The sequence below is a fragment of the Craterilacuibacter sp. RT1T genome, from assembly GCF_023502145.1.
Taxonomy (GTDB): domain Bacteria; phylum Pseudomonadota; class Gammaproteobacteria; order Burkholderiales; family Chromobacteriaceae; genus Craterilacuibacter.
On record NZ_JAMFLI010000006.1, the window covers coordinates 52,769 to 78,985 of the forward strand.

The 26,217-nt window shown below is 61.7% G+C and carries 26 protein-coding genes; 22 read left to right on the plus strand and 4 right to left on the minus strand.

Features of this window, described 5'->3' with window-relative positions:
- Positions 1 to 31: 31 nt before the first annotated feature.
- A complete protein-coding gene (gene mfd, locus M3P88_RS10520) occupies positions 32 to 3,433 on the plus strand; it encodes a transcription-repair coupling factor (protein WP_249615998.1) in 3,402 nt (1,133 codons plus the stop codon).
- The gene (locus M3P88_RS10525; RefSeq protein ID WP_249615999.1) at positions 3,430 to 3,777 is read left to right on the plus strand and encodes a translation initiation factor Sui1; all 348 of its coding nucleotides are present in this window, start codon (positions 3,430 to 3,432) and stop codon (positions 3,775 to 3,777) included. Before mfd ends, M3P88_RS10525 begins: the two co-directional genes overlap by 4 nt.
- Positions 3,778 to 3,845: 68 nt before the next feature.
- On the opposite strand, the gene M3P88_RS10530 is transcribed toward M3P88_RS10525, so the two are convergent.
- On the minus strand, positions 3,846 to 6,143 hold the full coding sequence (locus M3P88_RS10530; protein WP_249616000.1) for a hypothetical protein: 2,298 nt from the start codon (positions 6,141 to 6,143) through the stop codon (positions 3,846 to 3,848).
- Between the two features lie 377 nt (positions 6,144 to 6,520).
- Between M3P88_RS10530 and M3P88_RS10535 the strand changes: the two genes are divergently transcribed.
- Positions 6,521 to 8,524, plus strand: coding sequence for a sensor histidine kinase (locus M3P88_RS10535; RefSeq protein WP_249616001.1), 2,004 nt, complete (start codon positions 6,521 to 6,523; stop codon positions 8,522 to 8,524).
- On the opposite strand, the gene M3P88_RS10540 is transcribed toward M3P88_RS10535, so the two are convergent.
- Together M3P88_RS10540 and rpoS are read right to left on the minus strand one after the other, a co-directional pair.
- Positions 8,491 to 9,153 (minus strand): response regulator transcription factor, encoded by a 663-nt coding sequence (locus M3P88_RS10540; RefSeq protein ID WP_249616002.1) that lies wholly within the window; start codon positions 9,151 to 9,153, stop codon positions 8,491 to 8,493. The two genes, M3P88_RS10535 and M3P88_RS10540, sit on opposite strands and share 34 nt — an antisense overlap.
- A 240-nt stretch (positions 9,154 to 9,393) precedes the next feature.
- Positions 9,394 to 10,308 carry an RNA polymerase sigma factor RpoS gene (gene rpoS / locus M3P88_RS10545; RefSeq protein WP_249616003.1) on the minus strand — a complete coding sequence of 305 codons (915 nt, stop codon included), beginning with the start codon at positions 10,306 to 10,308 and terminating at the stop codon, positions 9,394 to 9,396.
- Between the two features lie 300 nt (positions 10,309 to 10,608).
- On the opposite strand from rpoS, the gene M3P88_RS10550 reads away from it, so the two are divergent.
- From M3P88_RS10550 to M3P88_RS10640, 19 genes are all read left to right on the plus strand, one after another.
- Entirely contained in the window at positions 10,609 to 11,115 is a 507-nt protein-coding gene (locus M3P88_RS10550; RefSeq protein ID WP_249616004.1) for a ferredoxin-type protein NapF, read from the plus strand.
- Entirely contained in the window at positions 11,112 to 11,381 is a 270-nt protein-coding gene (locus M3P88_RS10555; protein ID WP_249616005.1) for a chaperone NapD, read from the plus strand. The genes M3P88_RS10550 and M3P88_RS10555 overlap by 4 nt, the downstream gene beginning before the upstream one ends.
- Positions 11,378 to 13,879: a nitrate reductase catalytic subunit NapA gene (gene napA, locus M3P88_RS10560; RefSeq protein WP_249616006.1), complete on the plus strand. Its 2,502-nt coding sequence runs from the start codon at positions 11,378 to 11,380 to the stop codon at positions 13,877 to 13,879. The genes M3P88_RS10555 and napA overlap by 4 nt, the downstream gene beginning before the upstream one ends.
- A complete protein-coding gene (gene napG / locus M3P88_RS10565) occupies positions 13,879 to 14,700 on the plus strand; it encodes a ferredoxin-type protein NapG (protein WP_249616007.1) in 822 nt (273 codons plus the stop codon). The genes napA and napG overlap by 1 nt, the downstream gene beginning before the upstream one ends.
- Positions 14,697 to 15,536 (plus strand): quinol dehydrogenase ferredoxin subunit NapH, encoded by an 840-nt coding sequence (napH, locus tag M3P88_RS10570; protein WP_249616008.1) that lies wholly within the window; start codon positions 14,697 to 14,699, stop codon positions 15,534 to 15,536. Before napG ends, napH begins: the two co-directional genes overlap by 4 nt.
- Positions 15,533 to 15,964, plus strand: a complete 432-nt coding sequence (locus M3P88_RS10575; protein WP_249616009.1) for a nitrate reductase cytochrome c-type subunit — start codon at positions 15,533 to 15,535, stop codon at positions 15,962 to 15,964. Before napH ends, M3P88_RS10575 begins: the two co-directional genes overlap by 4 nt.
- Positions 15,965 to 15,978: 14 nt before the next feature.
- Complete coding sequence (locus M3P88_RS10580) at positions 15,979 to 16,602, plus strand: NapC/NirT family cytochrome c (protein WP_283773175.1); 624 nt, start codon at positions 15,979 to 15,981, stop codon at positions 16,600 to 16,602.
- Between the two features lie 105 nt (positions 16,603 to 16,707).
- Positions 16,708 to 17,319: a heme ABC exporter ATP-binding protein CcmA gene (gene ccmA, locus M3P88_RS10585; protein ID WP_249616010.1), complete on the plus strand. Its 612-nt coding sequence runs from the start codon at positions 16,708 to 16,710 to the stop codon at positions 17,317 to 17,319.
- The gene (gene ccmB / locus M3P88_RS10590; protein ID WP_249616011.1) at positions 17,319 to 17,984 is read left to right on the plus strand and encodes a heme exporter protein CcmB; all 666 of its coding nucleotides are present in this window, start codon (positions 17,319 to 17,321) and stop codon (positions 17,982 to 17,984) included. Before ccmA ends, ccmB begins: the two co-directional genes overlap by 1 nt.
- 6 nt (positions 17,985 to 17,990) lie before the next feature.
- Positions 17,991 to 18,734 carry a heme ABC transporter permease CcmC gene (gene ccmC / locus M3P88_RS10595; protein WP_249616012.1) on the plus strand — a complete coding sequence of 248 codons (744 nt, stop codon included), beginning with the start codon at positions 17,991 to 17,993 and terminating at the stop codon, positions 18,732 to 18,734.
- On the plus strand, positions 18,731 to 18,934 hold the full coding sequence (gene ccmD, locus M3P88_RS10600) for a heme exporter protein CcmD (protein WP_249616013.1): 204 nt from the start codon (positions 18,731 to 18,733) through the stop codon (positions 18,932 to 18,934). The genes ccmC and ccmD overlap by 4 nt, the downstream gene beginning before the upstream one ends.
- Positions 18,934 to 19,377: a cytochrome c maturation protein CcmE gene (ccmE, locus tag M3P88_RS10605; protein WP_249616014.1), complete on the plus strand. Its 444-nt coding sequence runs from the start codon at positions 18,934 to 18,936 to the stop codon at positions 19,375 to 19,377. The genes ccmD and ccmE overlap by 1 nt, the downstream gene beginning before the upstream one ends.
- Positions 19,374 to 21,305 (plus strand): heme lyase CcmF/NrfE family subunit, encoded by a 1,932-nt coding sequence (locus M3P88_RS10610; protein ID WP_249616015.1) that lies wholly within the window; start codon positions 19,374 to 19,376, stop codon positions 21,303 to 21,305. Before ccmE ends, M3P88_RS10610 begins: the two co-directional genes overlap by 4 nt.
- Complete coding sequence (locus M3P88_RS10615; RefSeq protein ID WP_249616016.1) at positions 21,302 to 21,829, plus strand: DsbE family thiol:disulfide interchange protein; 528 nt, start codon at positions 21,302 to 21,304, stop codon at positions 21,827 to 21,829. Before M3P88_RS10610 ends, M3P88_RS10615 begins: the two co-directional genes overlap by 4 nt.
- Entirely contained in the window at positions 21,826 to 22,317 is a 492-nt protein-coding gene (locus M3P88_RS10620) for a cytochrome c-type biogenesis protein (protein WP_249616017.1), read from the plus strand. The genes M3P88_RS10615 and M3P88_RS10620 overlap by 4 nt, the downstream gene beginning before the upstream one ends.
- Positions 22,314 to 23,147 (plus strand): c-type cytochrome biogenesis protein CcmI, encoded by an 834-nt coding sequence (gene ccmI / locus M3P88_RS10625; protein ID WP_249616018.1) that lies wholly within the window; start codon positions 22,314 to 22,316, stop codon positions 23,145 to 23,147. The genes M3P88_RS10620 and ccmI overlap by 4 nt, the downstream gene beginning before the upstream one ends.
- Positions 23,144 to 24,130 (plus strand): GTP 3',8-cyclase MoaA, encoded by a 987-nt coding sequence (gene moaA, locus M3P88_RS10630; protein ID WP_249616019.1) that lies wholly within the window; start codon positions 23,144 to 23,146, stop codon positions 24,128 to 24,130. Before ccmI ends, moaA begins: the two co-directional genes overlap by 4 nt.
- Positions 24,131 to 24,156: 26 nt before the next feature.
- Positions 24,157 to 24,588, plus strand: a complete 432-nt coding sequence (locus M3P88_RS10635; RefSeq protein WP_249616020.1) for a disulfide bond formation protein B — start codon at positions 24,157 to 24,159, stop codon at positions 24,586 to 24,588.
- On the plus strand, positions 24,578 to 25,234 hold the full coding sequence (locus M3P88_RS10640; protein ID WP_249616021.1) for a DsbA family protein: 657 nt from the start codon (positions 24,578 to 24,580) through the stop codon (positions 25,232 to 25,234). Before M3P88_RS10635 ends, M3P88_RS10640 begins: the two co-directional genes overlap by 11 nt.
- Positions 25,235 to 25,278: 44 nt before the next feature.
- On the opposite strand, the gene M3P88_RS10645 is transcribed toward M3P88_RS10640, so the two are convergent.
- Positions 25,279 to 26,172, minus strand: coding sequence for a DMT family transporter (locus M3P88_RS10645; RefSeq protein WP_249616022.1), 894 nt, complete (start codon positions 26,170 to 26,172; stop codon positions 25,279 to 25,281).
- Positions 26,173 to 26,217 lie beyond the last annotated feature (45 nt).

Here is a 26,217-nt window from a genome sequence, read left to right on the forward strand (position 1 = left end):
AATAAACGCTTACCCTTGAATGTATAGCTTTATGTCATTAAAAGTCCTGCAAAGTGCGCCAGCTGCCGGCCAGAAAACCCGCATCGCCGCCTTGCCGCAAAGTGCCGACTCGGCCTGGATCGCGGCACAAGCGCATCCCGGCCAATGCCTGCTGGTACTGTGCGCATCGGCACAAGCCGCCCAGCGCCTGAAAACCGAGATCGCCTTTTTTGCGCCGACCCTGCGCGTCGCCTTGCTGCCGGACTGGGAAACCCTGCCCTATGACCATTTTTCGCCGCATGCGGATCTGGTGTCCGAACGGCTGGCCACGCTATGGCAAATACGCAACAAGGCGTGCGAGGTGGTGATTGCACCGGTGGCCACAGCCATGGTGCGTCTGGCGCCGCCCTCCTTTCTGGCCGCCCATACCTTCTTCCTCAAGACCAAACAAAAACTGGACGGCGAAGCGTTGCGCACCGATCTGGTCGCCGGCGGCTATCAGCATGTGTCGCAGGTGATGGCGCCGGGCGAGTTTTCGATACGCGGCGGGCTGATCGACCTCTACCCCATGGGCTCGAGCCTGCCGCTACGCATCGACCTGTTCGACGACGAAATAGAAAGCATCAAGACCTTCGACCCTGACACGCAGCGCACGCTCTATCCGCTGCCCGAAGTGCACATGCTGCCGGCGCGCGAATATCCGAGCGATGGCGACGGGGTCACCGCTTTTCGCCAGCACTGGCGCGAACGCATGGAGGGCGACCCCAGCCGCAGCCGCATTTACCGCGATGTTTCGGCCGGTGCCTGGCCGGCGGGTATCGAGTATTACCTGCCGCTGTTTTTTGCCGAAACGGCCACCCTGTTCGACTACTTCAGCCAGCCACCGCTAGCCGTGCTGCTGGACGATGTACAGGCGGAGGCGGAGAACGTCTGGCGCGATATCGAGTCGCGCTACCAGATGGGCAAAGGCGACCCCGAACGCCCCTTACTGCCGCCGGCCGATGTCTTTTTGCGCCCCGATGCGCTGATGGGGCAGATCAAGCAACTGGCACGTTTTGAAGCCGGCAGCAGCGACACGCCGGCCTTGCCGGTGCTGCCCTTACCCGCGCTCGCGGTCGAGCGCCGCGCCGATACGCCACTGCAAAAACTGGCGGCGTTTATCGGCAGCACCACCTCGCGCGTCCTGATTCTGGCCGAGAGCCTGGGCCGGCGTGAAACCCTGCTGCAGTTTCTTGCCGACAACGGCATCAAGCCCCAGCCGTGCGAGAACTGGGCCGGCTTTATCGACGGCAAAGCCAAGCTTGCCATTGCCGTAGGCCCCTTATGGGCCGGCTTTGCCCTCACCGCACCAGCCATTGCCGTGGTAACCGAGTCCGAGCTGTACCAGCATGTCACGCGCAGCCATAGCCGGCGGCGCAAGGCTGGCAGCACCGATGCCATGCTGCGCGATCTGGCCGAAATCAAGATCGGCGACCCGGTGGTACACGAGGCACACGGCATTGGCCGCTATCAGGGCCTCATCAATCTTGACCTCGGCGTGGGCGAAACCGAGATGATGCAACTGGAGTACGCCGACGGCGCCACCCTCTATGTGCCGGTGTCGCAACTGGCGCTGATTTCGCGCTACGCCGGCCAAGCCAGCGACGAAGTGCATCTGCACAAGCTGGGCAACCCAGCCTGGGACAAAGCCAAGCGCAAGGCGGCGGAAAAGGCGCGCGACACCGCGGCCGAACTGTTAAACCTGTACGCGCAGCGTGCGGCACGCGAAGGCCACGCCTTTGCCATGAGCCATCACGATTACGATGCCTTTGCCGCCGGCTTCGGCTTCGAGGAAACGCCGGATCAGGCCGACGCCATCAGCGCGGTGATCGCCGACATGACCTCAGGCAAGCCGATGGACCGCCTGGTCTGCGGCGATGTCGGCTTCGGCAAGACCGAAGTTGCGCTGCGCGCCGCCTTTGTCGCGGTGCTGGGCGGCAAGCAAGTGGCTGTGCTGGTGCCGACCACGCTCTTGGCCGAGCAGCATGCCCAAAGCTTTGCCGACCGCTTTGCCGACTGGCCGGTCAAAATCGCCGCGCTGTCGCGCTTTAACAGCGGCAAGGAAACCAAGGCCGCGCTGGCTGGGCTGGCCGACGGTTCGGTCGATATCGTGATCGGCACCCATAAGCTGGTGCAGCCGGATGTGCAGTTCAATCGCCTGGGTCTGGTCATCATCGACGAGGAACACCGTTTCGGCGTGCGCCAAAAAGAACAGCTCAAGCGCCTCAGAGCCAACGTCGATGTGCTGACCATGACCGCGACGCCGATTCCGCGCACGCTATCAATGGCCATCGAAGGCTTGCGCGATTTTTCGGTGATCGCCACCGCCCCTAGCCGGCGGCTCTCGGTCAAGACCTTCGTCAGCCCGACGCGCAACGCGGTCATCCGCGAAGCGGTGCTGCGCGAGCTCAAGCGTGGCGGCCAGGTGTTCTTCCTGCACAATGAAGTCGACACCATAGAAAACATGCGCCAGAAACTGGCCGAACTGGTACCCGAGGCACGCATCGCCGTCGCCCATGGCCAACTGACCGAGCGCGAGCTGGAACAGGTGATGCGCGACTTTATGCAGCAGCGCAGCAATGTGCTGCTGTGCTCGACCATTATCGAAACCGGCATCGACATTCCCAATGCCAACACCATTCTGATCAACCGCGCCGACCGCTTCGGCCTCGCGCAATTGCACCAGTTGCGCGGCCGCGTCGGACGCAGCCACCATCAGGCCTATGCCTATCTGCTCACCCCTGACGGCATGACGCGCGATGCGCAAAAACGCCTCGAAGCGATCCAGCTCTCGGGCGAATTGGGCGCCGGCTTTTATCTGGCCATGCACGACCTGGAGATCCGCGGTGCCGGTGAAGTGCTGGGCGAGGGCCAATCGGGCGAAATGCAGGAAGTAGGCTTTGGCCTGTTTACCGAAATGCTCAAGCAAGCCGTACGCGACCTGAAAAAAGGGCGCGAGCCGGATCTGGATGCCCCGCTTGGCGTGACCACCGAAATCAATCTGTACAGCCCGGCACTGTTGCCCGATGCCTATTGCCCGGGCGTGCATGAGCGGCTGGTGATTTACAAGCGTCTGGCCAGTTGCGAGAGCAGCGAAGAAATCGACGCCATTTATGAAGAGCTGATCGACCGCTTCGGCCTGCCGCCGCAAGCAGTCAAGACTCTGATCGAAAGCCATCTACTGCGCCTGATGGCACGCCCGCTGGGCATCGCCAAGCTCGAAGCCAGCGACCGCGTCATCCAGCTGGCCTTCGTCAAGAAACCCGATATCGACCCGATGAAAATCATCGCGCTGATGCAAAGCGGCAAAGGCTATAAAATGGCCGGGCCGGACAAGCTGCGGGTGGAAGTGAAGCTGGACGAGGTGCCGGCACGCGTGATTAAAGTCAAAGAAATACTGAAAGCACTGCAATGAAACACAAGGGATTAGGCGGACTGGTTTACTCCACCGAACACGGCACCATGTGCCCGCAATGCGGCCAGCCGCAAGCAGTCTGCATCTGCAAGGCACAAGCCCCCAAGGGCGACGGCGTGGTACGCGTACGGCGCGAAGTGCGGCGCGGCAAGGAAGTCACCGCCATTAGCGGCGTACCGCTGCTGGCGGACGAGCTGGCTGCCTTTGCCAAACGCCTGCGCACGCTCTGCGGCGCCGGCGGCACAGTCAAGGACGGGGTGATTGAGATTCAGGGCGCCCACGTCGACAAAGTCTTGCCGCAACTGAGCGCGCAAGGCTGGGTGGTCAAAAAGGCCGGGGGTTAAGATGGATAAGAAAAACGAGGGCCTGGCCCTCGTTTTTGCTCAACGCTGCAGCTAGCAACCGCGTCCACTTACCACTTCAGCGGCACGCCAAAACCACCTGACACCTGAGTTTTGCTACCGCTTACGCCCACACTCAGGCTAAGCGAATGACCGCTATCCAGAGTGCGCCCCAAGGCCAGCGCCAGCGCGCCATGTCCGGCAAAGCTGGACAGGCCCACCCCGACACCCTGAACCTGCATCGCATTGGTTACCGCCGCCGCGTTGGCACCGGCCAGCGAGATACCGGCGCGGTACTCGCGCTGGCTGCTCTTGATTGTGTCTTCCAGATTGTCCATGCGCTGGTCAAACTGGCTGCCCAACTCGCGGGTAAACTGCTGCAATTGTCCCAGATTGACCGCATCGGTCTTGCTGGTCGCATCCGCCACGTTCACGATGCGACGTTCCGCCCCCGCCGCGCCCACGCTCACGGTATCCGATTCTGTCGCTACCGAACCATTACCCAGCGCGACCGCATTGCTGGCATTTTTGTCCACCTTAGCATTATTGCCCAATGCCACCGCATACTCGCCAAGTGCCTTGGCCTCATCTCCGATCGCCGTGGTATTCGTCCCGGCTGCGGCACTATTCACCCCGATGGCAACCGACGACTTGGCATACGAGCCCGAACCGATGGCGATACTGTTGGCCTTGTCCGCTTTTGCGTCGGCACCGATGGCAATCGAGTTCTTCTCACCCGAGCTTTGGGCACCCGCCACGCGTAAAGTGCCTTCCTCCAGCATGCCCAGCGCCTTATCTGCCTTGGTTTCAGCACGATCGGCCGTAGTCTGGGCAGTGGTCGCTTTGACATCGGCGGTGTCTGCTGCGGTCTTGGCTGCCTCGGCTGTCGACTGCGCATTGCTAGCTGCGGTCTTGGCCTCTGTAGCTGCCGTTTTCGCTTCGGTGGCCGTCGTCTTCGCTTCGGTAGCCGTCGTCTGTGCGGTGTTGGCGGCGGTTTTCGCTTCAGTGGCTGCCGTCTTCGCTTCGGTAGCTGTCGACTGTGCGGCGCTGGCGGCGGTTTTCGCTTCAGTGGCTGCCGTCTTCGCTTCGGTAGCTGTCGACTGCGCGGCGCTGGCGGCGGTTTTCGCCTCGGTGGCTGCCGTCTTCGCTTCGGTAGCTGTCGACTGTGCGGTGCTGGCGGCGGTTTTCGCTTCAGTGGCTGCCGTCTTCGCTTCGGTAGCTGTCGACTGTGCGGTGCTGGCGGCGGTTTTCGCTTCAGTGGCTGCCGTCTTCGCTTCGGTAGCTGTCGACTGTGCGGCACTAGCCGCATCTTTGGCAGCGTCGGCCGTCGACTGTGCGGCGCTGGCGGCAGTTTTCGCTTCAGTGGCTGCCGTCTTCGCTTCGGTAGCTGTCGACTGCGCGGCGCTGGCGGCGGTTTTCGCTTCGGTGGCTGCCGTCTTCGCTTCGGTAGCTGTCGACTGTGCGGCGCTGGCTGCGGTTTTGGCGTCGTTGGCGGTCGACTGCGCGGTGCCAGCTGCGGTGACTGCGTTGTTGGCTGTGGTCTGGGCGGTGTCAGCTGCAGTTTTCGCCGCATCGGCCGTCGACTGAGCGGTGCCGGCTGCGATCTTGGCGTCGTTGGCGGTCGACTGCGCGGTGCCAGCTACCGTGGACGCGTTGTTGGCAGTGGTCTGGGCGGTGCCAGCTGCAGTTTTCGCCGCATCGGCCGTCGACTGAGCGGTGCCGGCTGCGATCTTGGCGTCGTTGGCGGTCGACTGCGCGGTGCCAGCTACCGTGGACGCGTTGTTGGCTGTGGTCTGCGCGGTGTTGGCGGCGGTTTTCGCTTCGGTGGCTGCCGTCTTCGCTTCGGTAGCTGTCGACTGCGCGGTGCCAGCTACCGTGGACGCGTTGTTGGCTGTGGTCTGCGCGGTGTTGGCGGCGGTTTCCACCTTGGTAACCCGTGCCTTCAAAGCATCCAGCTCAGTAGAAGAGGTGCCACCGCCACTTCCCAAGCCGTCAACCTTGGTCTGCAAGGCCTTGAACTGCTTCATATTGACCGCATCATTATCCCCGGTGCCATCGGCAATATTGGTCAAACGACGGTAGGTCTGGGTGGCACTGTTGCCAAACGAAACCACATTTTCAGCGCTAGCAGACGACTGGTAGCCAATCGCGATAGAGCCTCTCCCCTCTGCGTGCGCCCCGACACCCAAGGCAAGACTGTAACCTTCGGCTCTAGCCCCGTCGCCCAGCGCAATACTTCCCCTAAAAGCGTAGGCACGCTCCCCGAAAGCCAGGCTGCCAAACGATGCCTCTGCGTAATTGCCGATGGCAATGGCGGTGGTGCCGGTCTTGACGGACAAGCCGGCCATGCTATTTTCATAGTCGCTCACCGCCTTAGCACCCGAGCCAATGGCGATACTTCCAAGCGGTATATTTTCAGTCACAAGATCTAGGCCATAGAACGGACCTGCCTGCGCCCCCCCCCCGATTGCAACATCAGCCTCGGTGATGGCGTTGGTCGGATACCTATTTGGATATAACTCCATGTTACTAGCTGCCCACGCCGCCGGAGACAGGGCGAGGGAAACCAGCAGGGTCATTCTTTTGAGTTGCATAGGGTATTACCTTTTAAATGCGTCGAGTACCCACGGTATGATGGGGATCTCGACCACGAGCCGGATACAATATGCGGTTATACTATCAGGCCTTCTAGCGGCAAGACCTTACCAAACCTTACATGCCCCCTTTTTCTTGGCCATCGTCATTAATGCCCGACCGCTGGCGCGGCTATCTGTGCTTATGCCTGCTTGTGCTGCTGGCTAGCTGGCCGGCCCTGGCCGACACCGTCGCTCCCCCCATCCGCTGGGCGCAGTTGGCCGACCCGCAAGGGCAACTCAATATCGAGGAGGCGGCGCACCAGCGCTACGCGCCGGGTCATGGTGAGCCGGCGCTGGGCTATCGTGCCGGCGCAACCTGGTTGCGGCTGGAGTTGCCGGCCTTACGCGGCGAGCACTACGGCTGGCTGGAACTGCGCTCGGCTTTGCTCGACCAGGTAACGTTCTACCAGCGCGATGCCGATGGGCGCTGGCAGGCGCAGCACGCGGGTGATCGGGTAACGCTCGCCGCGCGTACCCTGGACTACCGTCAGCCGGTGTTCCGCGTCGACTGGTCTGACGAGCAGCCGGCCACGGTTTACCTGAAGCTGCGCAGCACCAGCACGCTCAGCTTTCCCTTGGCACTACATACACCGTCGGCCTTTGTGTCGGCAGTAGCGCGTGAACAACTGCTGTTTGGGGTGTTTTACGCCATTCATCTGGTGCTACTGGTGAGCAGCGCCTGGTTCTGGCTACGCACCCGTAGCCTGCCCTTCGCACTGTTCGCCCTGTCCGTGCTCGCCAACCTCATCAGCACCCTGTGCGCCGAGGGCCATGCCTACCAGTACCTGCTGCCGGACAGGCCATGGCTAAGCGATACGCTCTATGTGGTCAGCTGGTTTGCAACGACGCCGCTGGGAATGATGTTTGCCTGGCACTATCTCGGGCTGTATGCCGGGCGCTGGCGGCGTGTGGCGCTGGGCGCGACCTGGCTGGTTGCGGCTATCGCGCTATTGGTGGCGCCATGGCTGATCTGGGCCAATGTCAATGCCTTGCGCCCGGCCTACCAGCTATGGGCACTGTTCGCCAACCTGCTGTTATTGCTGGTTTCGCTATGGCAGTTCGTACGAGGCAACCGCGCAGCGCGGCCGCTGCTTTTGGTACAGCTGCTGTTTCTTGGCGGTATCGGGCTGCGGCTGGCACGCAACACAGGCTTGGTCGAGCCGGGCTGGCTAACGGACAACGCGCACTATCTGGGGATGATGGGGTTTTTCCTGATCATGAATTCGGCGATCACCTGGCGTTACACCGACCTGCGCGCAGAAAAGGAAGCGGCGCAGGCCGAAGCGCTGCGCGTGGCACTGGAGGCCGAGCGGACGCTGGAGCAGCAGGTGCTGGCACGCACCCACGCATTGCATGAGGCGATGGAGCAGGTCGAGTCGGCGCTATTGCTGGAGCGTCATGCCCAGCAACAGCAGCAGCAATTTCTGGCCACGGTCTCGCATGAATTGCGTACACCATTGGCGGTGATCGACAGCGCGGCACAAAACCTGTTGCTGGGCGGCGGCGAAGACAATCCGCACAGCCGTAAACGCTATCAGAAGATTCTGAATGCCAGCCAGCGCCTGACTTTGCTGCTGCAAGACGCCCTCAGCGAAAAGCGCTTCGAGTTGCGCCACCGCATCGAGCGCCAGCCGTGTGCGCCGATCGCGCTGTTGCAAGACGCGGCACGCGCGGCGCAGGCGGTGTCGGATGAGCACACTATCGAGCTACAAGGAGAAGACCTACCGGCAAGCTGGCTATGCGATACGCAGTTGACCATGCTGGTGCTGCGCACACTGGCAGACAATGCGGTCAAATACACCCCGCCCGGCAGCCGTATCGTGCTGGGTGGCCAGCAACAAGGCAGCGAGTTGGTACTGGAGATTCGCGACAATGGGCCAGGCATCGCGCCGGACGAACTGGCGCTGGTATTCGGTCATGGCTACCGTGGACGCAATAACCATGAACAAGCCGGCAGCGGCCAGGGCCTGCCACTGGCGCGGCAGATGATGGTCTGGCAAGGCGGCACGCTGACGCTGGACAATCTGCCACAAGGCGGCTGCCGCGCCACCATCCGCCTGCCGGCTGGCGATATGCCGCTTCAGGCCAGTGCGACGGCAACGGTCAGCGCATAACCTTCGCGATGAACCGTTTTAAGCGGCAACTCGCGGCCACAGCCCTGTTTCCAGCGCTGGCGCAAACGGCTGATCAGGGTGTCGAGCCGGCGCTGGTCATAGTCCAGCCAGTCGTAACCGAACGCCTCGACAATACAGCGCCGGCTGGCTGGCGCCCCTTGACGCCCAGCTAGCAGGCTCAATAATTGCAGCTCGGTCTCCGACAACTCAAGCAGGCTGCCATCAGGGGCATAGAGTTGGCGGCGTGCGCAGTCCAGTCGCCAGGCGCGCGGTACGACCCGGCGAGCCAGCGCATGCAAGGTGGCATCCAGTTGCAATAAATTGACCGGCTTCACCAGATAATGGTCGGCACCTTGCTGCAAGCCGGTGACCATATTTTGCGTTGCACCCAGCGCGGTCAGCAGCACGATGCCACACGCCGGATAGTGTTCACGCAAACGGCTGGCGACATCAAAACCGCTGCCATCCGGCAGCATCACATCGCACACGGCCATATCAACCTGCGCCAGCAAAGGCAAGCTTTGCGCCACGCTACCGGCCTCCAGCACTTCCCAACCACGCATGCGCAAAAAATCAGCCAGCTCTTCGCGCAGTTCGGCTTCATCTTCCAATAACAGTAATTTGGCCATACTCAATTCTTGTGATTGCCGGTGGGCTTGCTACGGCGTCATCTATCCAGCCCGCTGCATGCGGATGATACGCCGCAGCAGCGCAAATAAATTAAAAACTACGCGGTAATATTACGAGTGAATTAGCGCAAACCACAACCATCACACCACGATGCTGTGCGTGACACGCAAAAATCCCCACCGATCAAAAACGGGTGGGGACTTTTACCGCACTACTGCACTTACGCAACCGCAGCAGGCTCAGGCCAGCGCCTCTCGGTCCACGCCATAGTGGCGCAAACGGCGGCGCAGGTGTTCCAGACCCTCGATCTGGATCTGGCGCACGCGCTCGCGGGTGAGGCCCAGCTCGCTGGCCAAGTCTTCCAGCGTCCTCACTTCCTGCCCCGCCAGACCATAACGCCGCTCGACCACAAAGCGCATCTTGGCCGGCAACTCGCTCATCCAGCCTTCGACATAGCGGTTGACCTGCTTCAAATGCAGTTGCAACTCGGGGACGTCCTGCGACTCGTCGGGAATGGCATCGCCCAGACTCAGCGCAGGGTCATCGCTCAAGGGAGAATCCAAGGACAACATACGCTCGTTCAAATTCATCATCTCGCGCACCATCGCCTCATCCACCCCGGCCTCATCCGCGATCTGGCGGTGTGTCGGCTCATAGCCCAGCCGCCCTTCCAGCTTGCGCTGAATGCGCAGATAGCTATTAAGCTGCTTGACGATATGTACCGGCAAACGCACGGTGCGCGACTGATTGATAATGGCGCGCTCGATGTTTTGCCGTACCCACCAGGTGGCATAGGTGGAGAAACGGAAGCCGCGCTCGGGGTCGAATTTATCCAGCGCGTGCATCAGCCCCATATTGCCTTCCTCGATCAGGTCGAGAAACGGCAGGCCGCGGTTGGTATAGCGCTTGGCGATATTGACGACCAGGCGCAAATTGCGCGAGATCATCTCTTGGCGGGCATCAAAATCACCGGCGACCACGCGCCGGGACAAGGCCAGCTCTTCCGCCGGTTTGAGCAGGGCTTTTTGCCCTATCGTGTTGAGATAGACTTGGATGATGTCGGTCACCTCCTCGCGCTCGGACTCGGCGGCCGCTACTTCACCGTGTTCTTCTTCAGAAGCATCCAGTTCCAGCAAATCCACTTCGTCATCCATATTTTTCTCCTCCACGATTTGCCCGTCACCGGCTAGTGACATTCGTATCTGGCAAAGACAAATGTATTTATACATCAAGCATAAGCCATTACAAGTTAATTATTTATGACAATAGACAAAAGCAGGGCTTACAAAAAAACAAGAGATATCAGCGCCATTATCTAGTTCTTTAGAACTAGCCCCCCTAGATCTGAAGAACTAGCTTGACGCACACCCTAGACCTGTCTTGATGCAAATCAAACTTGGCCCCCATGATGGATGGTATTTACTCACTATCAAAAAACCAAGTCCAAGCATCCTATGCCAGAACTGAGCCGTGCCGACCTGCTACGCGGCAACTGGGGTCGCCGCCGTCAGGTGCAATGCTATCCGCCAGGCGCCCTGCCTGACACCCAACTGGAAAGCCGCTGCACCCGCTGCGGCGACTGTGCGCGCGCCTGTCCCGAAGGGATTATCACGGCCGGACAAGGCGGTTTTCCGGTTCTGGACATGAAGCGTGGCGGCTGCAGCTTTTGCGGCTTGTGCCAGGTGGCCTGCCCAAGCGGAGCGCTCAGCCGGCAACAGGTCCAGCGCCTGCCGTGGCAGGCGCTCATCGCGCCAAACTGCCTCGCTACGCGGCAGATCGAATGCCGGGTATGCGGCGAGAACTGCGACGCGGAGGCCATCCGCTTCGAGTTGGCCATAGGCCAGGCCCCCCGTCCGCTGCTGGCACTCGATGCCTGCACCGGCTGTGGCGAATGCGTGCGCGCCTGCCCGGCCGCCGCCATTACGCTTATCTCCGCCCCCGATAAGGATCAACAGTCATGAATGTTTCCGGCGTTGCCGTGCGCTGCACCCCAGAAAAACGCCATGCGGTATGTGCCGCCTTCGAAGCCATGGACGGCGTGGAGATCCATGCCGCCACCGACGATGGCCGCGTGGTGGTCGTAATCGACAAGGACAACACGCGCGAGGCGGCCGATGCCTATGTCGCGCTGCACGACGTGGATGGCGTGATCAATGTGTCCCTCGTTTACGCCTATGCGGACGAAGGCGATATCCCCAGTTTGTTTAATCAGGAAAAATCACAATGACCCTCAATCGACGCGATTTCATCAAGGCCAATGCCGCCACGGCGGCGGCGACCGCCATCGCGGTACAGATGCCGATGCTGGCGGGTAACGCCCAGGCGGCTGCCCCTGGCGACATCAAGTGGGACAAAGCAGCCTGCCGTTTTTGCGGCACCGGCTGCTCGGTGCTGGTCGGGGTCAAGGGCGGGCGCGTGGTGGCGACCCAGGGTGACCCGGATGCCGCGGTCAACCGTGGCCTGAACTGCATCAAGGGTTATTTCCTGTCCAAGATCATGTACGGGCAAGACCGCCTGCAAAAACCGCTACTACGCATGACGAACGGCAAGTACGACAAGAACGGCAAGTTCACGCCGATCTCGTGGAAGCAGGCCTTCGACATCATGGAGCTGAAATACAAGGAAGCGCTGAAAACACAGGGGCCGGACTCCATCGCCATGTTCGGCTCGGGCCAGTGGACCATCTGGGAAGGCTATGCCGCATCCAAGTTTATGAAGGCCGGTCTGCGCAGCAACAACCTCGACCCGAACGCGCGCCACTGCATGGCCTCGGCCGTCGTCGGCTTTATGCGCACCTTCAATATGGACGAGCCTATGGGCTGTTACGACGACATCGAAAAAGCCGATGCCTTCGTGCTGTGGGGCTCGAATATGGCCGAGATGCACCCGATTTTGTGGAGCCGCATCACCGACCGCCGCCTGTCCAGCAAGACAAGCGAAGTGCATGTGCTGTCGACTTACCAGCACCGCAGTTTCGAGCTGGCCGACAATAAGATGGTGTTCACACCGCAAAGCGATCTGGCCATCCTCAACTACATCGCCAATCACATCATCAGCAGCGGCCGCGTCAATCAGGACTTTATCAATAAGCACGTCGCCTTTATGAAGGGCGACACCGATATCGGTTACGGCCTGCGCCCGACCCATCCGCTGGAGAAAAAGGCCAAGAATGCCAACTCCGGCAAGATGTCGCCTATCGATTTCGCCGCCTACAAGAAGTTTGTCTCCAGCTACACGCTGGAGTACACCGCCAAAATTTCCGGCGTGCCGGCCGCCAATCTGAAAAAGCTGGCCGAAACCTATGCCGACCCGAAAAAGAAGGTGGTCAGCTTCTGGACCATGGGCTTTAACCAACACACCCGTGGCACCTGGGCCAACAATCTGGTCTACAACATTCACCTGTTGACCGGCAAGATCTCCACCCCCGGCTGCGGCCCGTTCTCGCTCACCGGCCAGCCTTCGGCCTGCGGCACCGCGCGCGAAGTGGGCACCTTTGCCCACCGTCTGCCGGCCGATATGGTCGTCACCAATCCCGAGCACCGCAAAACGGCGGAAAATATCTGGAAACTGCCGGACGGCACCATTCCGGCCAAAGTCGGCCTGCACGCGGTCGCCATGGCGCGCGCGCTCAAAGACAACAAGATCAAGGTCTACTGGCAGCAGTGCAACAACAATATGCAGGCCGGCCCCAATATCAATGAGGAGCTGTATCCGGGCTGGCGCAACCCGAACGCTTTCGTCATCGTGTCCGACCCCTACCCGACTGCCTCCACTCAGGCGGCCGACCTGATCCTGCCAACGGCGATGTGGGTGGAAAAGGAAGGCGCTTACGGCAATGCCGAACGCCGCACCCAGTTCTGGCGCCAGCAGGTGGGCGCACCGGGCGAAGCCAAGAGCGATATGTGGCAGATCATGGAGTTCTCCAAGCGCTTCAAGATGGAAGAAGTCTGGCCAGCCGCCCTGCTGGCCAAGAAGCCGGAATACCGCGGCAAGACGCTGTACGACGTGCTCTACGCGCAGCCGCATATCAAGCGCTACACGCTGGCCGAAGTCGAGAAGGTCAACGGCAAAGGCTATATGAATGACGAGTCGAAGCACTTCGGCTTTTATGTGCAAAAAGGCCTGTTCGAGGAATATGCCGCCTTCGGCCGCGGCCATGCGCATGACCTCGCCCCGTTTGACACCTACCACAAGGCGCGCGGCCTGCGCTGGCCGGTGGTGGGCGGCAAGGAAACACTGTGGCGCTACCGTGAAGGCTTCGACCCGTATGTGAAAAAGGGCGAGAACTTCAGCTTCTACGGTTACAAGGACAAGAAGGCACGCATCATTGCCCTGCCGTACGAGCCGGCGGCGGAAAGCCCGGACAAGGACTTCGATCTGTGGCTGTGTACCGGCCGCGTACTGGAGCACTGGCATACCGGCACCATGACCCGCCGCGTGCCCGAACTGTACCGCGCCGTACCCGATGCCCAGCTATTCATGCACCCGGATGATGCGGCAAGACGCGGCATCAAGCGTGGCCAGCAGGTAAAGATCCAGTCGCGCCGCGGCGAGATCCAGCTATCGGTGGAAACCCGTGGCCGCAACAAGCCACCCAAGGGTCTGGTGTTCGTGCCCTTCTTCGATGAAGGCCGCCTGATCAACAAGCTGACACTGGACGCGACTTGCCCGCTCTCGAAAGAGACCGACTACAAGAAGTGTGCCGTGCGCGTGGTCAAGCTCTGATGAGCACCCCTGCCAAACCGGTCAGCGGCAAGCCCGCCAACCCGCTGCGCCGGCTGTTCATGTCCGGCTCGCTGGGTGCGGCTTGTGCGGCCGGCATGGTGGGCGCAGGCCTAGCCAGCTATAGCGCGCAGGCGCAAGCGGCGCCGGCCGATGCCCTGCGTCCGCCCGGTGCCTTGCCCGAGGCCGATTTTTTGTCGGCCTGCGTGCGCTGCGGCTTGTGCGTGCGCGACTGCCCGTATGACACGCTCAAACTGGCCCCTCTGGGTGCGGGTCTGGGCGTGGGCACGCCCTATTTCAAGGCGCGCCAGACGCCGTGCGAGATGTGCAGCGATATACCGTGCCTGAAGCACTGCCCGACCGGCGCGCTCGACCCTCGGCTTGGCAACATCAATCAGGCACGCATGGGGCTGGCCGTGCTGCTGGATCAGGAGACCTGCCTGAACTTTCTCGGCCTGCGCTGTGACGTCTGTTACCGCGTGTGTCCGGCGATAGACGAGGCGATCACACTGGAAAAGCAGCGCAATCCGCGCTCCGACCGCCACGGCATGCTGCTGCCTACCGTGCATTCGGCGCATTGCACCGGCTGCGGCAAGTGCGAGCACGCCTGCGTGCTGGAAGAAGCGGCGATCAAGGTGCTGCCGCTAGCGCAAGCCAAGGGCAAGCTGGGCGCGCACTACCGTCTGGGCTGGGAGCAAAAGGCCGGCAACCACGGCCAATCGCTCTTGGGCGAGGACATGGTCGAAATGCCGGTACGCGGGCTGGATGGTGCCAGCGAGGGTGCGTGGACACCCCCGCCACTGGATGAGGACTGGAAGCCATGAAACGACACGTCCTGCTGCGCCAACGGTTTTTGCTGCTGCGCCGCCTTAGCCAGGCCGGCATTCTGGCGCTGTTTATCGGCTCGGGCGCGCTGTCCGGCTATCTGGGCGGCGTGTGGCTGCTTAAGGGCAATCTCAGTGCCAGCCTGGTAGCCGATAGCGTGCCGCTGAATGACCCGTTCGTGCTGGCGCAGTCGCTGGCAGCCGGGCATCTGCCGCAGCTCAGCGCCGTCATCGGCGCCGCCATCGTCATCGCCTTCTATCTGCTGGTCGGCGGGCGTAGCTTCTGCGCCTGGGTGTGCCCGCTCAACGTGGTCACCGACAGCGCCTTGTGGCTCAGGCGCCGTGCCGGCATCAAGGGCGGGCATGCACCGGCCAAAAGCCTGCGCCTGTGGTTATTGGGCGCGGTGCTGCTGTTTAGCGCCATCAGCGGCAGCTTGCTGTGGGAGCTCATCAATCCGGTCTCGCTATTGCAGCGCGAGCTGATTTTCGGCACCGGCCTTGGCCTGGTCTTGGTCGCGGCCATCTTCGTCTACGACCTGACCATCGCCCAGCGCGGCTGGTGCGGCCATATCTGTCCCATGGGCGCGGCCTACGGCCTCCTGGGGCAAGGCGCGCTCTTGCGCATACGCGCCGACCAGCGCGCGGCCTGCGATGACTGCATGGACTGCTTCAAGGTCTGCCCCGAACCCCAGCTACTCAAGCCCGTCCTCAAAGGCGAAGGTACTTCCATTATCCGAAGCGGTGCCTGCAGCAACTGCGGCCGCTGCATCGACGTCTGCGAGCAACAGGTGTTCCGCTTCGGCCACCGTTTTGAAATCAGGAGTCAGAAATCGTGAATAAACTCTCCCGTCTGGCGTTAAGCGCCGCTGTTTGTGCCCTGTTATTCCCAGCCGGTTTTGCCGCCTATGCCGCACCGGCCGATGCGCCGCTGGAAGCCCGCGCCGAACTGGGCAATAGCAAGGCCGATATGTACAAGCCAATCAAGGACACCAAGCGCATCGTGCGCGACTATGTACAGCAGCCGCCACTGGTGCCGCACGATGTCAGCCGTTACGAAATCAGCAAGAACTTCAACAAGTGCATGGACTGCCACTCGTCCAGCCGTTATGTGGAAATGAACACCACGCGCGTACCGGTCACCCACTTCCGTAACCGCAACGGTCAGGAGCTGTCCAACCTGTCACCAAGCCGTTATTTCTGCACCCAGTGCCATGTCCCGCAGGTCGATGCCAAGCCGCTGGTTGGCAACACCTTCAAGAAATAAGCCCGGAGAACACCATGAGTGAAGTCAAACCCAAGCTGCACCGCCGTGCATGGCAGTGGTTCAAGCGAACCGGCCCGTGGACGGTGCTCGGCCTGTTTGTTGCCGGCATTATTTTCTGGGGCGGTTTCAATACCGTCATGGAAGCCACCAATCAGGAGTCTTTCTGCATTTCCTGCCACGAGATGAAGAACAATGTCTACGAGGAATACAAGGAGACCATCCATTACAACAACCGCTCGGGCGTGCGCGCTACCTGTCCGGATTGCCATGTGCCCAAAGACTTCGTCCACAAGATGATACGCAAGGCACAAGCATCCAAAGAAGTGTGGGGCAAACTGACCGGCTCCATCGATACGCCGGAGAAGTTCGAAGCCAACCGCCTGCGCCTGGCCCAGAACGAGTGGGCGCGGATGAAGGCCTCCGACTCGCGCGAATGCCGCAACTGCCACAACTTCGAGTTTATGGACACCAGCGTGCAAGGCAGCCGCTCGGCCCTCAAGCATGAAGAAGCGCAAGCAGCCGGCCAGACCTGCATCGACTGCCACAAAGGCATCGCCCACCGCATGCCTCCGGTCGATCAAGGCATAGGCAGCCAGAACGACGGCGGCGCACAAATCCACACAAAAAAAGCAGAGTAAGCATCCGTCCGGCCCCACCCTGGGCCGGATTTTTTTCTTTAAATGCAAGCACATAACTATTTTCTAATGTAAAATCCGTCCCCTTTTTTTGGGTCACGTTCATCCATGTTTGAAACCCTAGATCTTGGCTGTTGCAAAGGCCGGCGCACACTTTTTTCCGGACTGGGCTTTAGCCTGGCTGCCGGCGAAGTGCTGCACCTGAGCGGCAGCAATGGTTGCGGCAAGACCAGCTTGCTGCGCCAGATCGCCGGTTTCGCCCCCTTGCAAAGCGGGCAACTGCGCTGGCAAGGGCAGACGGTCGATGCGCGCAGCCTCTCTTGGCGCGCCCGCCTCGCCTGGTGTACCCACCAGCCGGCACTCAAGGACGAATTAAGCGTGGGCGAAAATATCCGCACCAGCCTGCGTCTGGCCGGTGTAGAGGCCGACGACGAAGCCATCCAGGCGGCGCTGGCGCAATGGCAGGTGGCCGCGCAATGGCCGCTGGCCGCACGCTTATTGTCTCAAGGCCAGCGCCGGCGTCTGGCACTGGCGACGCTGAGCCTGCTGTCCCGTCCGCTCTGGCTCTTGGACGAGCCCTTCAATGCGCTGGATGACGCGGCTTGCCGCCAGCTATGGCAGGCCATACACCAGCATGCGGCCGCGGGCGGGCGCGTGTTGTTCACCCATCACGCCGCCGTCGCGGGCGTGCGGGTGTTGGCACTGGAGGACTTTGCCTGATGGATTTGGCACTGGTTTTATTCAAGCGCGAATGCGCGCTGGTACTGCGCAAGCCGGGCGACGCACTGTCCGCCGTATTTTTCTTTGTGCTGTGCACGACCTTGTTCGCGCTGTCCATCAATCCCGAGCCGCAATTATTGCGGGCACTGGGGCCGGGTGCGCTCTGGGTGTGCGCCTTGCTCGCTTCGCTGATGGTGGTGGGCGAACTGTTCGAGAGTGACTGGCGCGACGGCACGCTGGAGCAGTTGCTGCTCAGCCCCCTGCCGCTGCCGGCCACGGTCGCGACCAAGGCTTTGGCACGCTGGCTGGGCTCGGCCCTGCCGCTGGTGCTGGTCTCGCCGCTTTTGGGCCTGCAGTTCGAACTGTCCGGCAGCGCGCTGCTCTTGCTGCCGTTCACGCTGGCGCTGGGCACGCTGGCGCTGGTCTTTGTCGGCAGCATAGGCGCCGCGCTGACGCTGGGTCTGCGTAGCGGCAGCATGTTGCTGTCGCTGCTGTTGCTGCCCTTGTATATCCCGGTACTGATTTTCGGTGCGCTGGCGGTGGCCGGTGCGCAAAACGGCAGCGGCTTTGAGGCCGAGCTGTCCATCCTCGCGGCGCTTTGCCTGCTCTCGGTGTTTTTTGCCCCGTTTGCCAGCGCCGCCTGTCTTGAACTTGCCTGCGAATAACACGCCATGAAGATCAACTGGTTCTATTTTTCCTCGCCGCCCCGCTTTTACGCGCTGGCCGGCCGGCTGTCGCCGCTGTTTTTTGCGCTGGCGCTGCTATTGGCCACGCTCGGCCTGTATCTGGGCTTTTTCGTCGCGCCAACCGACTTTCAGCAAGGCGAGGGCTACCGCATTATTTTCGTGCATGTGCCAGTGTCGTGGATGTCGATGTTCATCTATCTGGTGATCGCCTTCTGGAGCGCGATGGCGCTGGTGATGAAGACGCGCATCTCCATGGTGATGGCCCAGGCGCTGGTGCCGACCGGTGCACTGTTTACCTTTTTATCGCTGTGGACCGGCGCACTGTGGGGCAAACCGATGTGGGGTGCCTGGTGGGTATGGGATGCGCGGCTGACTTCGGAGCTGATTCTCTTATTCCTGTATCTGGCATTGATGGCGCTGCGGGCCGCCATTGATGACGAGCGCCGCGCCGACCGCGCCTGTGCGCTGTTTGCCCTGGTCGGCGTCGTGAATGTGCCGGTGATCTATTTCTCGGTCAAATGGTGGAACACCCTGCATCAGGGGGCGTCGGTCAGCCTGACGCGCGCCCCGTCCATGGCGTCCACCATGCTGGCCGGCATGCTGGTCATGGCACTGGCGGCCTGGGCCTATACCATCGCCACCTCGCTCAAGCGTGCGCGCACTTTGCTCCTGGAGCGTGAAGGCGACAGCGAATGGGCCAGACGACAACTCGCGGGAGACGCACGATGAACTGGGGCAGCATTTCCGATTTTTTGCATATGGGTGGCTACGGCCTGTATGTCTGGGGCTCGTTCGGCGTGACCTTGCTGCTGCTGGCTCTGGAAACGGCCTTGCTATCGCGCCGTGCAGGGCGCGTGGCCGACGAGATCCGCCAGCGAACACAAAATGCGCCGGCTCCGCTTAAGCCCCGCCATACAGGACAACACTGATGCATCCACAAAGAAAAAAACGCCTGCTGCTGCTTGCAGCGGCGCTGGCGGTCATCACGCTGGCCAGCACCCTGATTCTCAATGCCTTTCGCAGCAATCTGGTGTTCTTTCACACCCCGAGCGAGGTGGCCAGCAAGCAAGTCGCGACCGATCGCACCTTGCGCATCGGCGGCCTGGTCGCGCCGGGCAGCATCCAGCGCAGCGCCGGCGGCTTGCAAGTCAGCTTTGCCGTCACGGATCAGGTGCATAGCGTGCCGGTGCGCTATCAGGGCATCCTGCCCGACCTGTTTAACGAGGGCAAAGGCACGGTGGTGCAAGGCGTGCTGGGCGCAGATGGCGTATTTCAGGCCTCGCAAGTGCTGGCCAAGCATGATGAAAACTATATGCCGCCCGAAGCCGCCGATGCACTCGAGCGCGCAGGCCAGACGGTGGTGCAGCCATGAGCGCGATGCTGCCCGAACTGGGCCTGATCAGCCTGATTGCCGCCGTAGTGCTGTCGCTGTTGTCCGGCGCCCTGCTGTTTAGCGGTGCAGCGCTGAACGACAGCCGGCTGATGGCGGCGGCACGCCCGCTGGCTTTCGCCCTGAGCGCACTGGTGCTGCTGTCGTTTGCCTGCCTGACGGCGCTGTTTTTGCTCAACGATTTTTCGGTGAGCTATGTCGCCCAGCACTCCAGCACGCTCTTGCCCACGCTCTACCGCATCGCTGCGGTCTGGGGCGGGCATGAAGGCTCGCTGCTTTTGTGGCTGCTCTTGCTCTGCCTGTGGACGCTGGCGGTGGCCCTGTCTTCGCGCGCGCTCGATCCGGCTTTGCTGGCACGCGTGATTGCGGTGATGAGCTGGATCGCCGGCAGCTTCGGCCTGTTTTTGCTGCTGACCTCCAGCCCGTTTACCCGGCTGGACATCCCGGCGCTGGAAGGGCGCGAGCTCAATCCCATGCTGCAGGACCCGGGGCTGGTGATCCACCCGCCCCTGCTGTATATGGGTTATGTCGGCTTCTCGGTCGCTTTTGCCATGGCCATAGGCGGGCTGATGTCGGGGCGCATCGATGCGGCCTGGGCACGCTGGTCGCGCCCCTGGACGACTTTTGCCTGGGTCAATCTGACGCTGGGCATCGCCATTGGCAGCGTGTGGGCCTATTACGAGCTGGGCTGGGGTGGCTGGTGGTTCTGGGACCCGGTGGAAAACGCATCCTTTATGCCATGGCTGGCCGGCACGGCGCTGATGCACTCGCTGGCAGCCACCGATAAACGCGGGGTCTTCAAAAGCTGGACCGTGCTCTTGGCCATCCTCACCTTTTCGCTGTCGCTGCTGGGGACGTTTCTGGTGCGCTCGGGCGTCTTGTCCTCGGTTCATGCCTTCGCCTCCGATCCGTCGCGCGGCCTGTTCATTCTGGTTTTGACGGCGCTGGTAGTCGGCGCCTCGCTATTGCTGTTCGCCCTCAAGGCGCCGGCGCTGCAAAGCCATGCCCGCTTCGAACCCTTGTCGCGCGAGTCGCTACTTCTGGCCAATAATGTGCTGCTTTGCGTAGCCACCGCATCCGTGCTCTTGGGCACGCTCTACCCGCTCATGGTGGATGCGCTGAATCTGGGCAAACTCTCGGTCGGCCCGCCCTACTTCAATGCCGTATTCGTTCCGCTGATGCTGCCCTTGCTGTTCGTGCTGGGCATAGGCCCGGTGACACGCTGGAAGGCGCATGCGCTGGCCGAAATCACCCGCCGTCTGGGCGTGGTGCTGGCCGTCTCGTGCCTGCTGGCCGTGCTATGGGTCTGGAGCGTGGGGCAGATGTCGGCCCTGTCCGTCACCGGTGTGGCGCTCGCGCTCTGGATCACGCTGTCCGCCCTCTTGGATCTGGCCAGCCGTTTACGCAAAGGCCAGCGCCCGGCGCTGGGCATCTGGGGCATGCATCTGGCGCATATCGGCGTCGCGATCACGGTCGTGGGCATCACCCTGACCTCGGCTTACGAGAGCGAACGCGATGTGGCGCTCGCCCCGGGCGAGCATGCCATGCTGGCCGGCTACCGCTTCACCCTGCAAAGCGCAGGCCCGCTGGAAGGCCCGAATTATCTGGGCGAGCAAGCCCATATCGCCGTCAGCCGCGACGGCAAGGCAGTGGCCACGCTGAAACCGGAAAAACGGGTTTACCTGTCCATGCCCGGCATGCCGATGACCGAGGCCGCCATCCACGATGGCGCACTGTCCCATGTTTATGTGGCGCTGGCCGACAAGATAGGCGACACCGCCTGGGGCATACGCCTTTACCACAAGCCCTTTATCGGCTGGATCTGGTATGGCGCCCTGCTGATGGCACTGGGTGGACTGATTGCGGTAGCAGACCGGCGCTACCGTGCGCGCAAAAGGAAAACACAATGAAAAAACAATGGATATGGGCGCTGCCGCTGGCGGTGTTTGTGGTGATGGTCGGCTTTTTTGCCGCCAGTCTGGACAAAGACCCGCGCGAACTGCCTTCGCAGCGGCTGGATAAACCAGCGCCGGCGTTTAACCTGCCCCAACTGGCCAACCCGCAGGCCAGCTTTGCGCCGGCGCAGATGCACGGCCAGGTATGGCTGTTGAATGTCTGGGCTTCCTGGTGCGCGGCCTGTCGCAGCGAGCACGAAATCGTGACCCAGCTCGCCCGGCATGTGCCCATCGTCGGCCTGAACCAGCAAGACGAAGCACAGGCGGCACGCGCCTGGCTAACCGAACTGGGTGACCCGTACTTGCTGTCGGCCAGCGACGACGACGGGCGCGTCAGCATCGACTACGGCGTCTACGGCGTACCCGAGACTTTCGTCATCGACAAGCAAGGCGTGATCCGTTACCGCCATCTGGGGCCGATTACCCGCGAAACGATGCAGGACACCCTGCTGCCGCTGATCCGAAAGCTGCAGGCATGAGCGCGGCACGCCGCTTTATCCTGTGGGCGCAGGCACTGGCTGCCGCTTTGCTGCTGCTCGCCACCACTCTGGCACTGGCCGCGCCGCTGCCGGCCGACGAGGCCATGGTCGACGCGCGCCTGAAAGCCATTTCGCGCGAACTGCGCTGTCTGGTGTGCCAGAACGAAACGCTGGCCGACTCCAATGCCAAGCTGGCGCAAAACCTGAGGCGCGAAGTGCGCAAGCTGATTGCCGACGGTCATAGCGATAGCGAAGTCATCAGCTTTCTCACCGAGCGTTATGGCGATTTCGTGCGCTACCGCCCGCCGTTCAAACCGCTGACCTGGCTGTTATGGCTGGGGCCGCTCGCCCTGTTCAGCTGCGGCGCACTGATGCTCAGGCATATCGTGCAGCGGCAAAAGCAGCAAGCAGCCCCGCCACCGGATGCCGCGACCGCCGCGCGCATCCACGCCCTGCTGGCCCAACAAAACAAGGACACCCCGGCATGACCGCCTTTTTGCTTGCCGTGTCGCTCTTAAGCCTGCTGATCGCGCTGGCCTTTATCTGGCCTTTATGGCGTCCGCCAAAATACGATGGCACCGGTCAAAGCGCCGTTACGGATGATGACTGGCAGATGCTGGCACAACAGCGTGCTCATGGCGAACTCAATGAAGCTCAGGCATCGGCGCTGCGCCAGGATCTGGCCCGACGCATGGCCGAAGAAGAAAAGATCGCCCCGGCACCGGCACCCTCAGCATCCGGCCGCCGCGCACCGGTTTTGCTGGGTATGGCGCTCTGCCTGACCCTGACGCTATCGGCTGCGGCCTATGCCTATCTGGGGCGCTTCGATATGGTCAACGGCGTACAGCCGGACAGCCCGATGCAGGCCGATGATATGGTGCACAAGCTGGCGGCGCGACTGGCGGCCAATCCGGACGACAAGGCCGGCTGGGCCATGCTGGCGCACAGTTACTATGTACTGGGCAACTATGATGCGGCCGTCGAAGCCTTTGCCCGCATCGAGCCCTCGCTGGATGAAGACCCCAATTTGCTGGCCGAATACGGCATGGCGCTGGTGATGGCACCCTCGGGCCATCAGCCGCATCCGCCGCTGGCCATTTTGCAGCGCGCCATCGCCCACAACCCGGATGACAGCGCCCTGCATGTGTTTCTCGCGCAAACCCTGATGGAAGCCAAAGACACGGCGCGTGCACTCGCGCATCTGGACAAGGCGCGCCAGCTGGAGGCGGCCGACCCCGAACGGCTGCGCTTTATCGACAGCATGAGCGAAGCGGCGCGCGCACAGGCCGCACACCGCAGCGAGCAGGTCCAGCCATGAGTACCGCCCGACTGATAGACGGTTTCGGGCGCAGCATAGACTATCTGCGCGTCTCGGTGACCGACCGCTGCGACTTGCGCTGCAGCTACTGCCTGCCCGAGGGTTTCAAGGGGTTCGAGGAGCCGGCACACTGGCTAAGCCACGCCGAAATGGCGCGACTGGTGCGGCTGTTTGTCGACTTGGGCGTCGCCAAGGTCAGGCTGACCGGAGGCGAGCCGCTGCTGCGTCGCGGACTGGTTTCGCTGGTGAGCGCGATTGCCGCCATGCCCGGCCTGCGCGACTTGTCCTTATCGACCAACGCAACCCAGCTGGCACGCCATGCAGACGCATTGAAAAAAGCCGGCGTCGCACGCCTGAATGTCAGCCTGGACACGCTGAGCAAAGCCTGTTTTGCCAGCATCACCGGACGCGACAAGCTGGATCATGTACTGGCCGGCCTGAGCGCCGCCCGCGCAGCAGGCTTTGCCCCGATCAAGCTGAATATGGTGGTGCAGGCCGGAGTTAATGACCGCGATGTCGATACCATGGTGCATTACGCGCTGGAAAACGGCTTTGTACTGCGCCTGATCGAGACCATGCCCATAGGCGCAACCGGACAGGCGGCTGCCTATCTGGACTTGAGCGCGCTGGGCGAGCGCGTGGCGGCCGAGTTCGGCCTGAGCGCCGAAAGCAATAGCGGCAACCGCGCACCGGCGCGCTACTGGCGCAACGCCGATGGCCAGCTGAGTTTTGGCGTGATTACACCGGTTTCGCAGCATTTTTGCGCAGCGTGCAACCGCGTGCGTCTGGGTGTGGATGGCACGCTCTATCTGTGCCTGGGGCAGAATGACAAGCTGGAGCTGGGCCGGATGCTGCGCGCAGGCGCAAGCGATGCGACCCTTAGCGCCGCCATTATGGACGCCATCGCCCGCAAGCCCGAACGCCATCATTTCAACGAAGCGCCCGATCAGGTCGTGCGCTTCATGTCGCAAACCGGCGGCTGAACGCCGCCCGCAATACAAGGATAAGCATGCTGCACACCTCAAACTGGAACAGGGTCTTTCTGGCCTGGCTGCTGGCGCTGGCGTCCACGCTGGGCGCACTATTTTTCAGCGAAGTCATGCATATAGAACCCTGCGTGCTGTGCTGGTATCAGCGCATCGCCATGTTCCCGCTGGTGCTGATTCTGGGCACGGGCCTGCTGTACGCCGATGGCTCCGCCATCCGCTACGCCCTGCCGCTAAGCCTCGCCGGCACCCTGTTTGCCCTCTATCACAACCTGATTTACGCCGGCCTGATCCCGCAGGATCTGCAGCCTTGCGGCCAGGGCAGCAGCTCCTGCGCCCAGATCGACCTGCAGCTATTCGGCTTTATCACCCTGCCCCTGCTATCCTTGCTGGCCTTTGCCGCTATCAATATCCTGCTCCTTCTTACCCGAAAGTCGCTCAATCGTGAAAAATAAACTTCTGCTCGGCGGCAGCGTCGTGCTGGCCATCGCCGCCTTCTTTATCGCCTCCGCTCTTTACCAGTCGCAGCAAAGCGAAAAAATGGCGGCCCAGCCCCGCGCCAGCAGCGAACAACTGATCCGCATGCATGCGCCGGTCTATGGTCCGAGCGAGGCCAAGGTGGTGATTGTCGAGTTTTCCGATCCGGCCTGCGAAACCTGCGCGGCCATGTCGCCGGTATTGAAGGATCTGGTCGCCCAGTATCCGGGCAAGGTCAAAATCGTCTTGCGCTATGCCGCCCTGCATCAGGGCGCGGAGCAGATTGTGCGCATGCTGGAAGCCGCACGCTTGCAAAAGCCTTACTGGCCGCTACTGGAAGTGCTGTACCAGAATCAGGCTTATTGGGCTGCGCACCATCAGGCCGACCCGGACAAAGTGGCCGCGATCATGATGCATGAAGGCGTAGACATGACCCGCCTGGCACAAGATATGAATTCGGACAAGATCCGCGCCATCGCCGCACAAGACGAGGCCGACCGTCAGGCGCTCAAGGTCGACATGACCCCGGGGCTATTCGTCAACGGCCGCCCCCTGACCGAATTCGGCGTAGGCCAGCTCAAGGCGCTGGTCGCCGACGAAGTGAGCAAGGCGTATCCGAATTAAGCCGGCGGCACGCGGCAATACTTTGATGCCGGGCATGACTCACCTTATGCCCTCACCTCAACCGGCTGCACTGCAGCCGGTTTTTTCTGACTGATCAGCACACCGCCAAACACCAGCGCACAGGCCAGCCACTGCGACAGATTCAGCACCTCGCCCAGAATCAGCCACGCCAGCGCCACCGAGAACACCGGAATCAGGTTGATAAAGGATGCCGCGCGCGCCACGTCGACCTTGCTGACCGCCCAGGTATAAAGGCCATAGCCGCCCAAGGTGATACAAGCGCCCAAGTACACCACCCACAAGCTGGGCCATAACGGCAGGCTGTCGGGCCATGTTCCCCACGGTGTCAGCATGGCTACGCCAAACCAGAGCGATCCCATCAGCGCCTGTACCCCGGTCAAAAGCAGGGCCGAGTAGCGTACCGACAGCTTCTTGGCGATCAGCATATAGCCGGCCCCGCAAATCATGGCCAGAAACTCCAGCGCATTGCCCAGCAAAGGATTGGGCGCGGAAGCACTGGCGCTGGCTCCCAGCGTCAGCCACACCACGCCGGCAAAGGAAACCAGCATGCCGGCCCAGATCTGGCGGCCATGACGCTCGGCCAGAAACAGCATGGCCCCGGCGGTCACTAAAATGGGCAGGGTCGCAGTAATCACCGCCGCTTGCGACGCACTGGTATGCATCAGCGCCTGTGCTTCAAACAGGAAATACAGGCAAGGCTCGGCTAAGCCCAGTCCCAGCAGCCACTTCCAGTCGCCGGCCTGATAACGCCAGCGGCTATTGCTGCGCAGCAGCAGCGGCAATACACAGAGCGTCGCGATCACCATGCGCGCAAACAGCACGAAAATGGGATCGAATACGGCGAAAACATATTTAAGCGCAATAAACGAACTGGCCCACAACAGCATGGCCAAGGTCAGGGCAAGATAAGGCAGCATGGCAGGCAGACATCACAAGATATTAAACAGGATTATCTACCCATA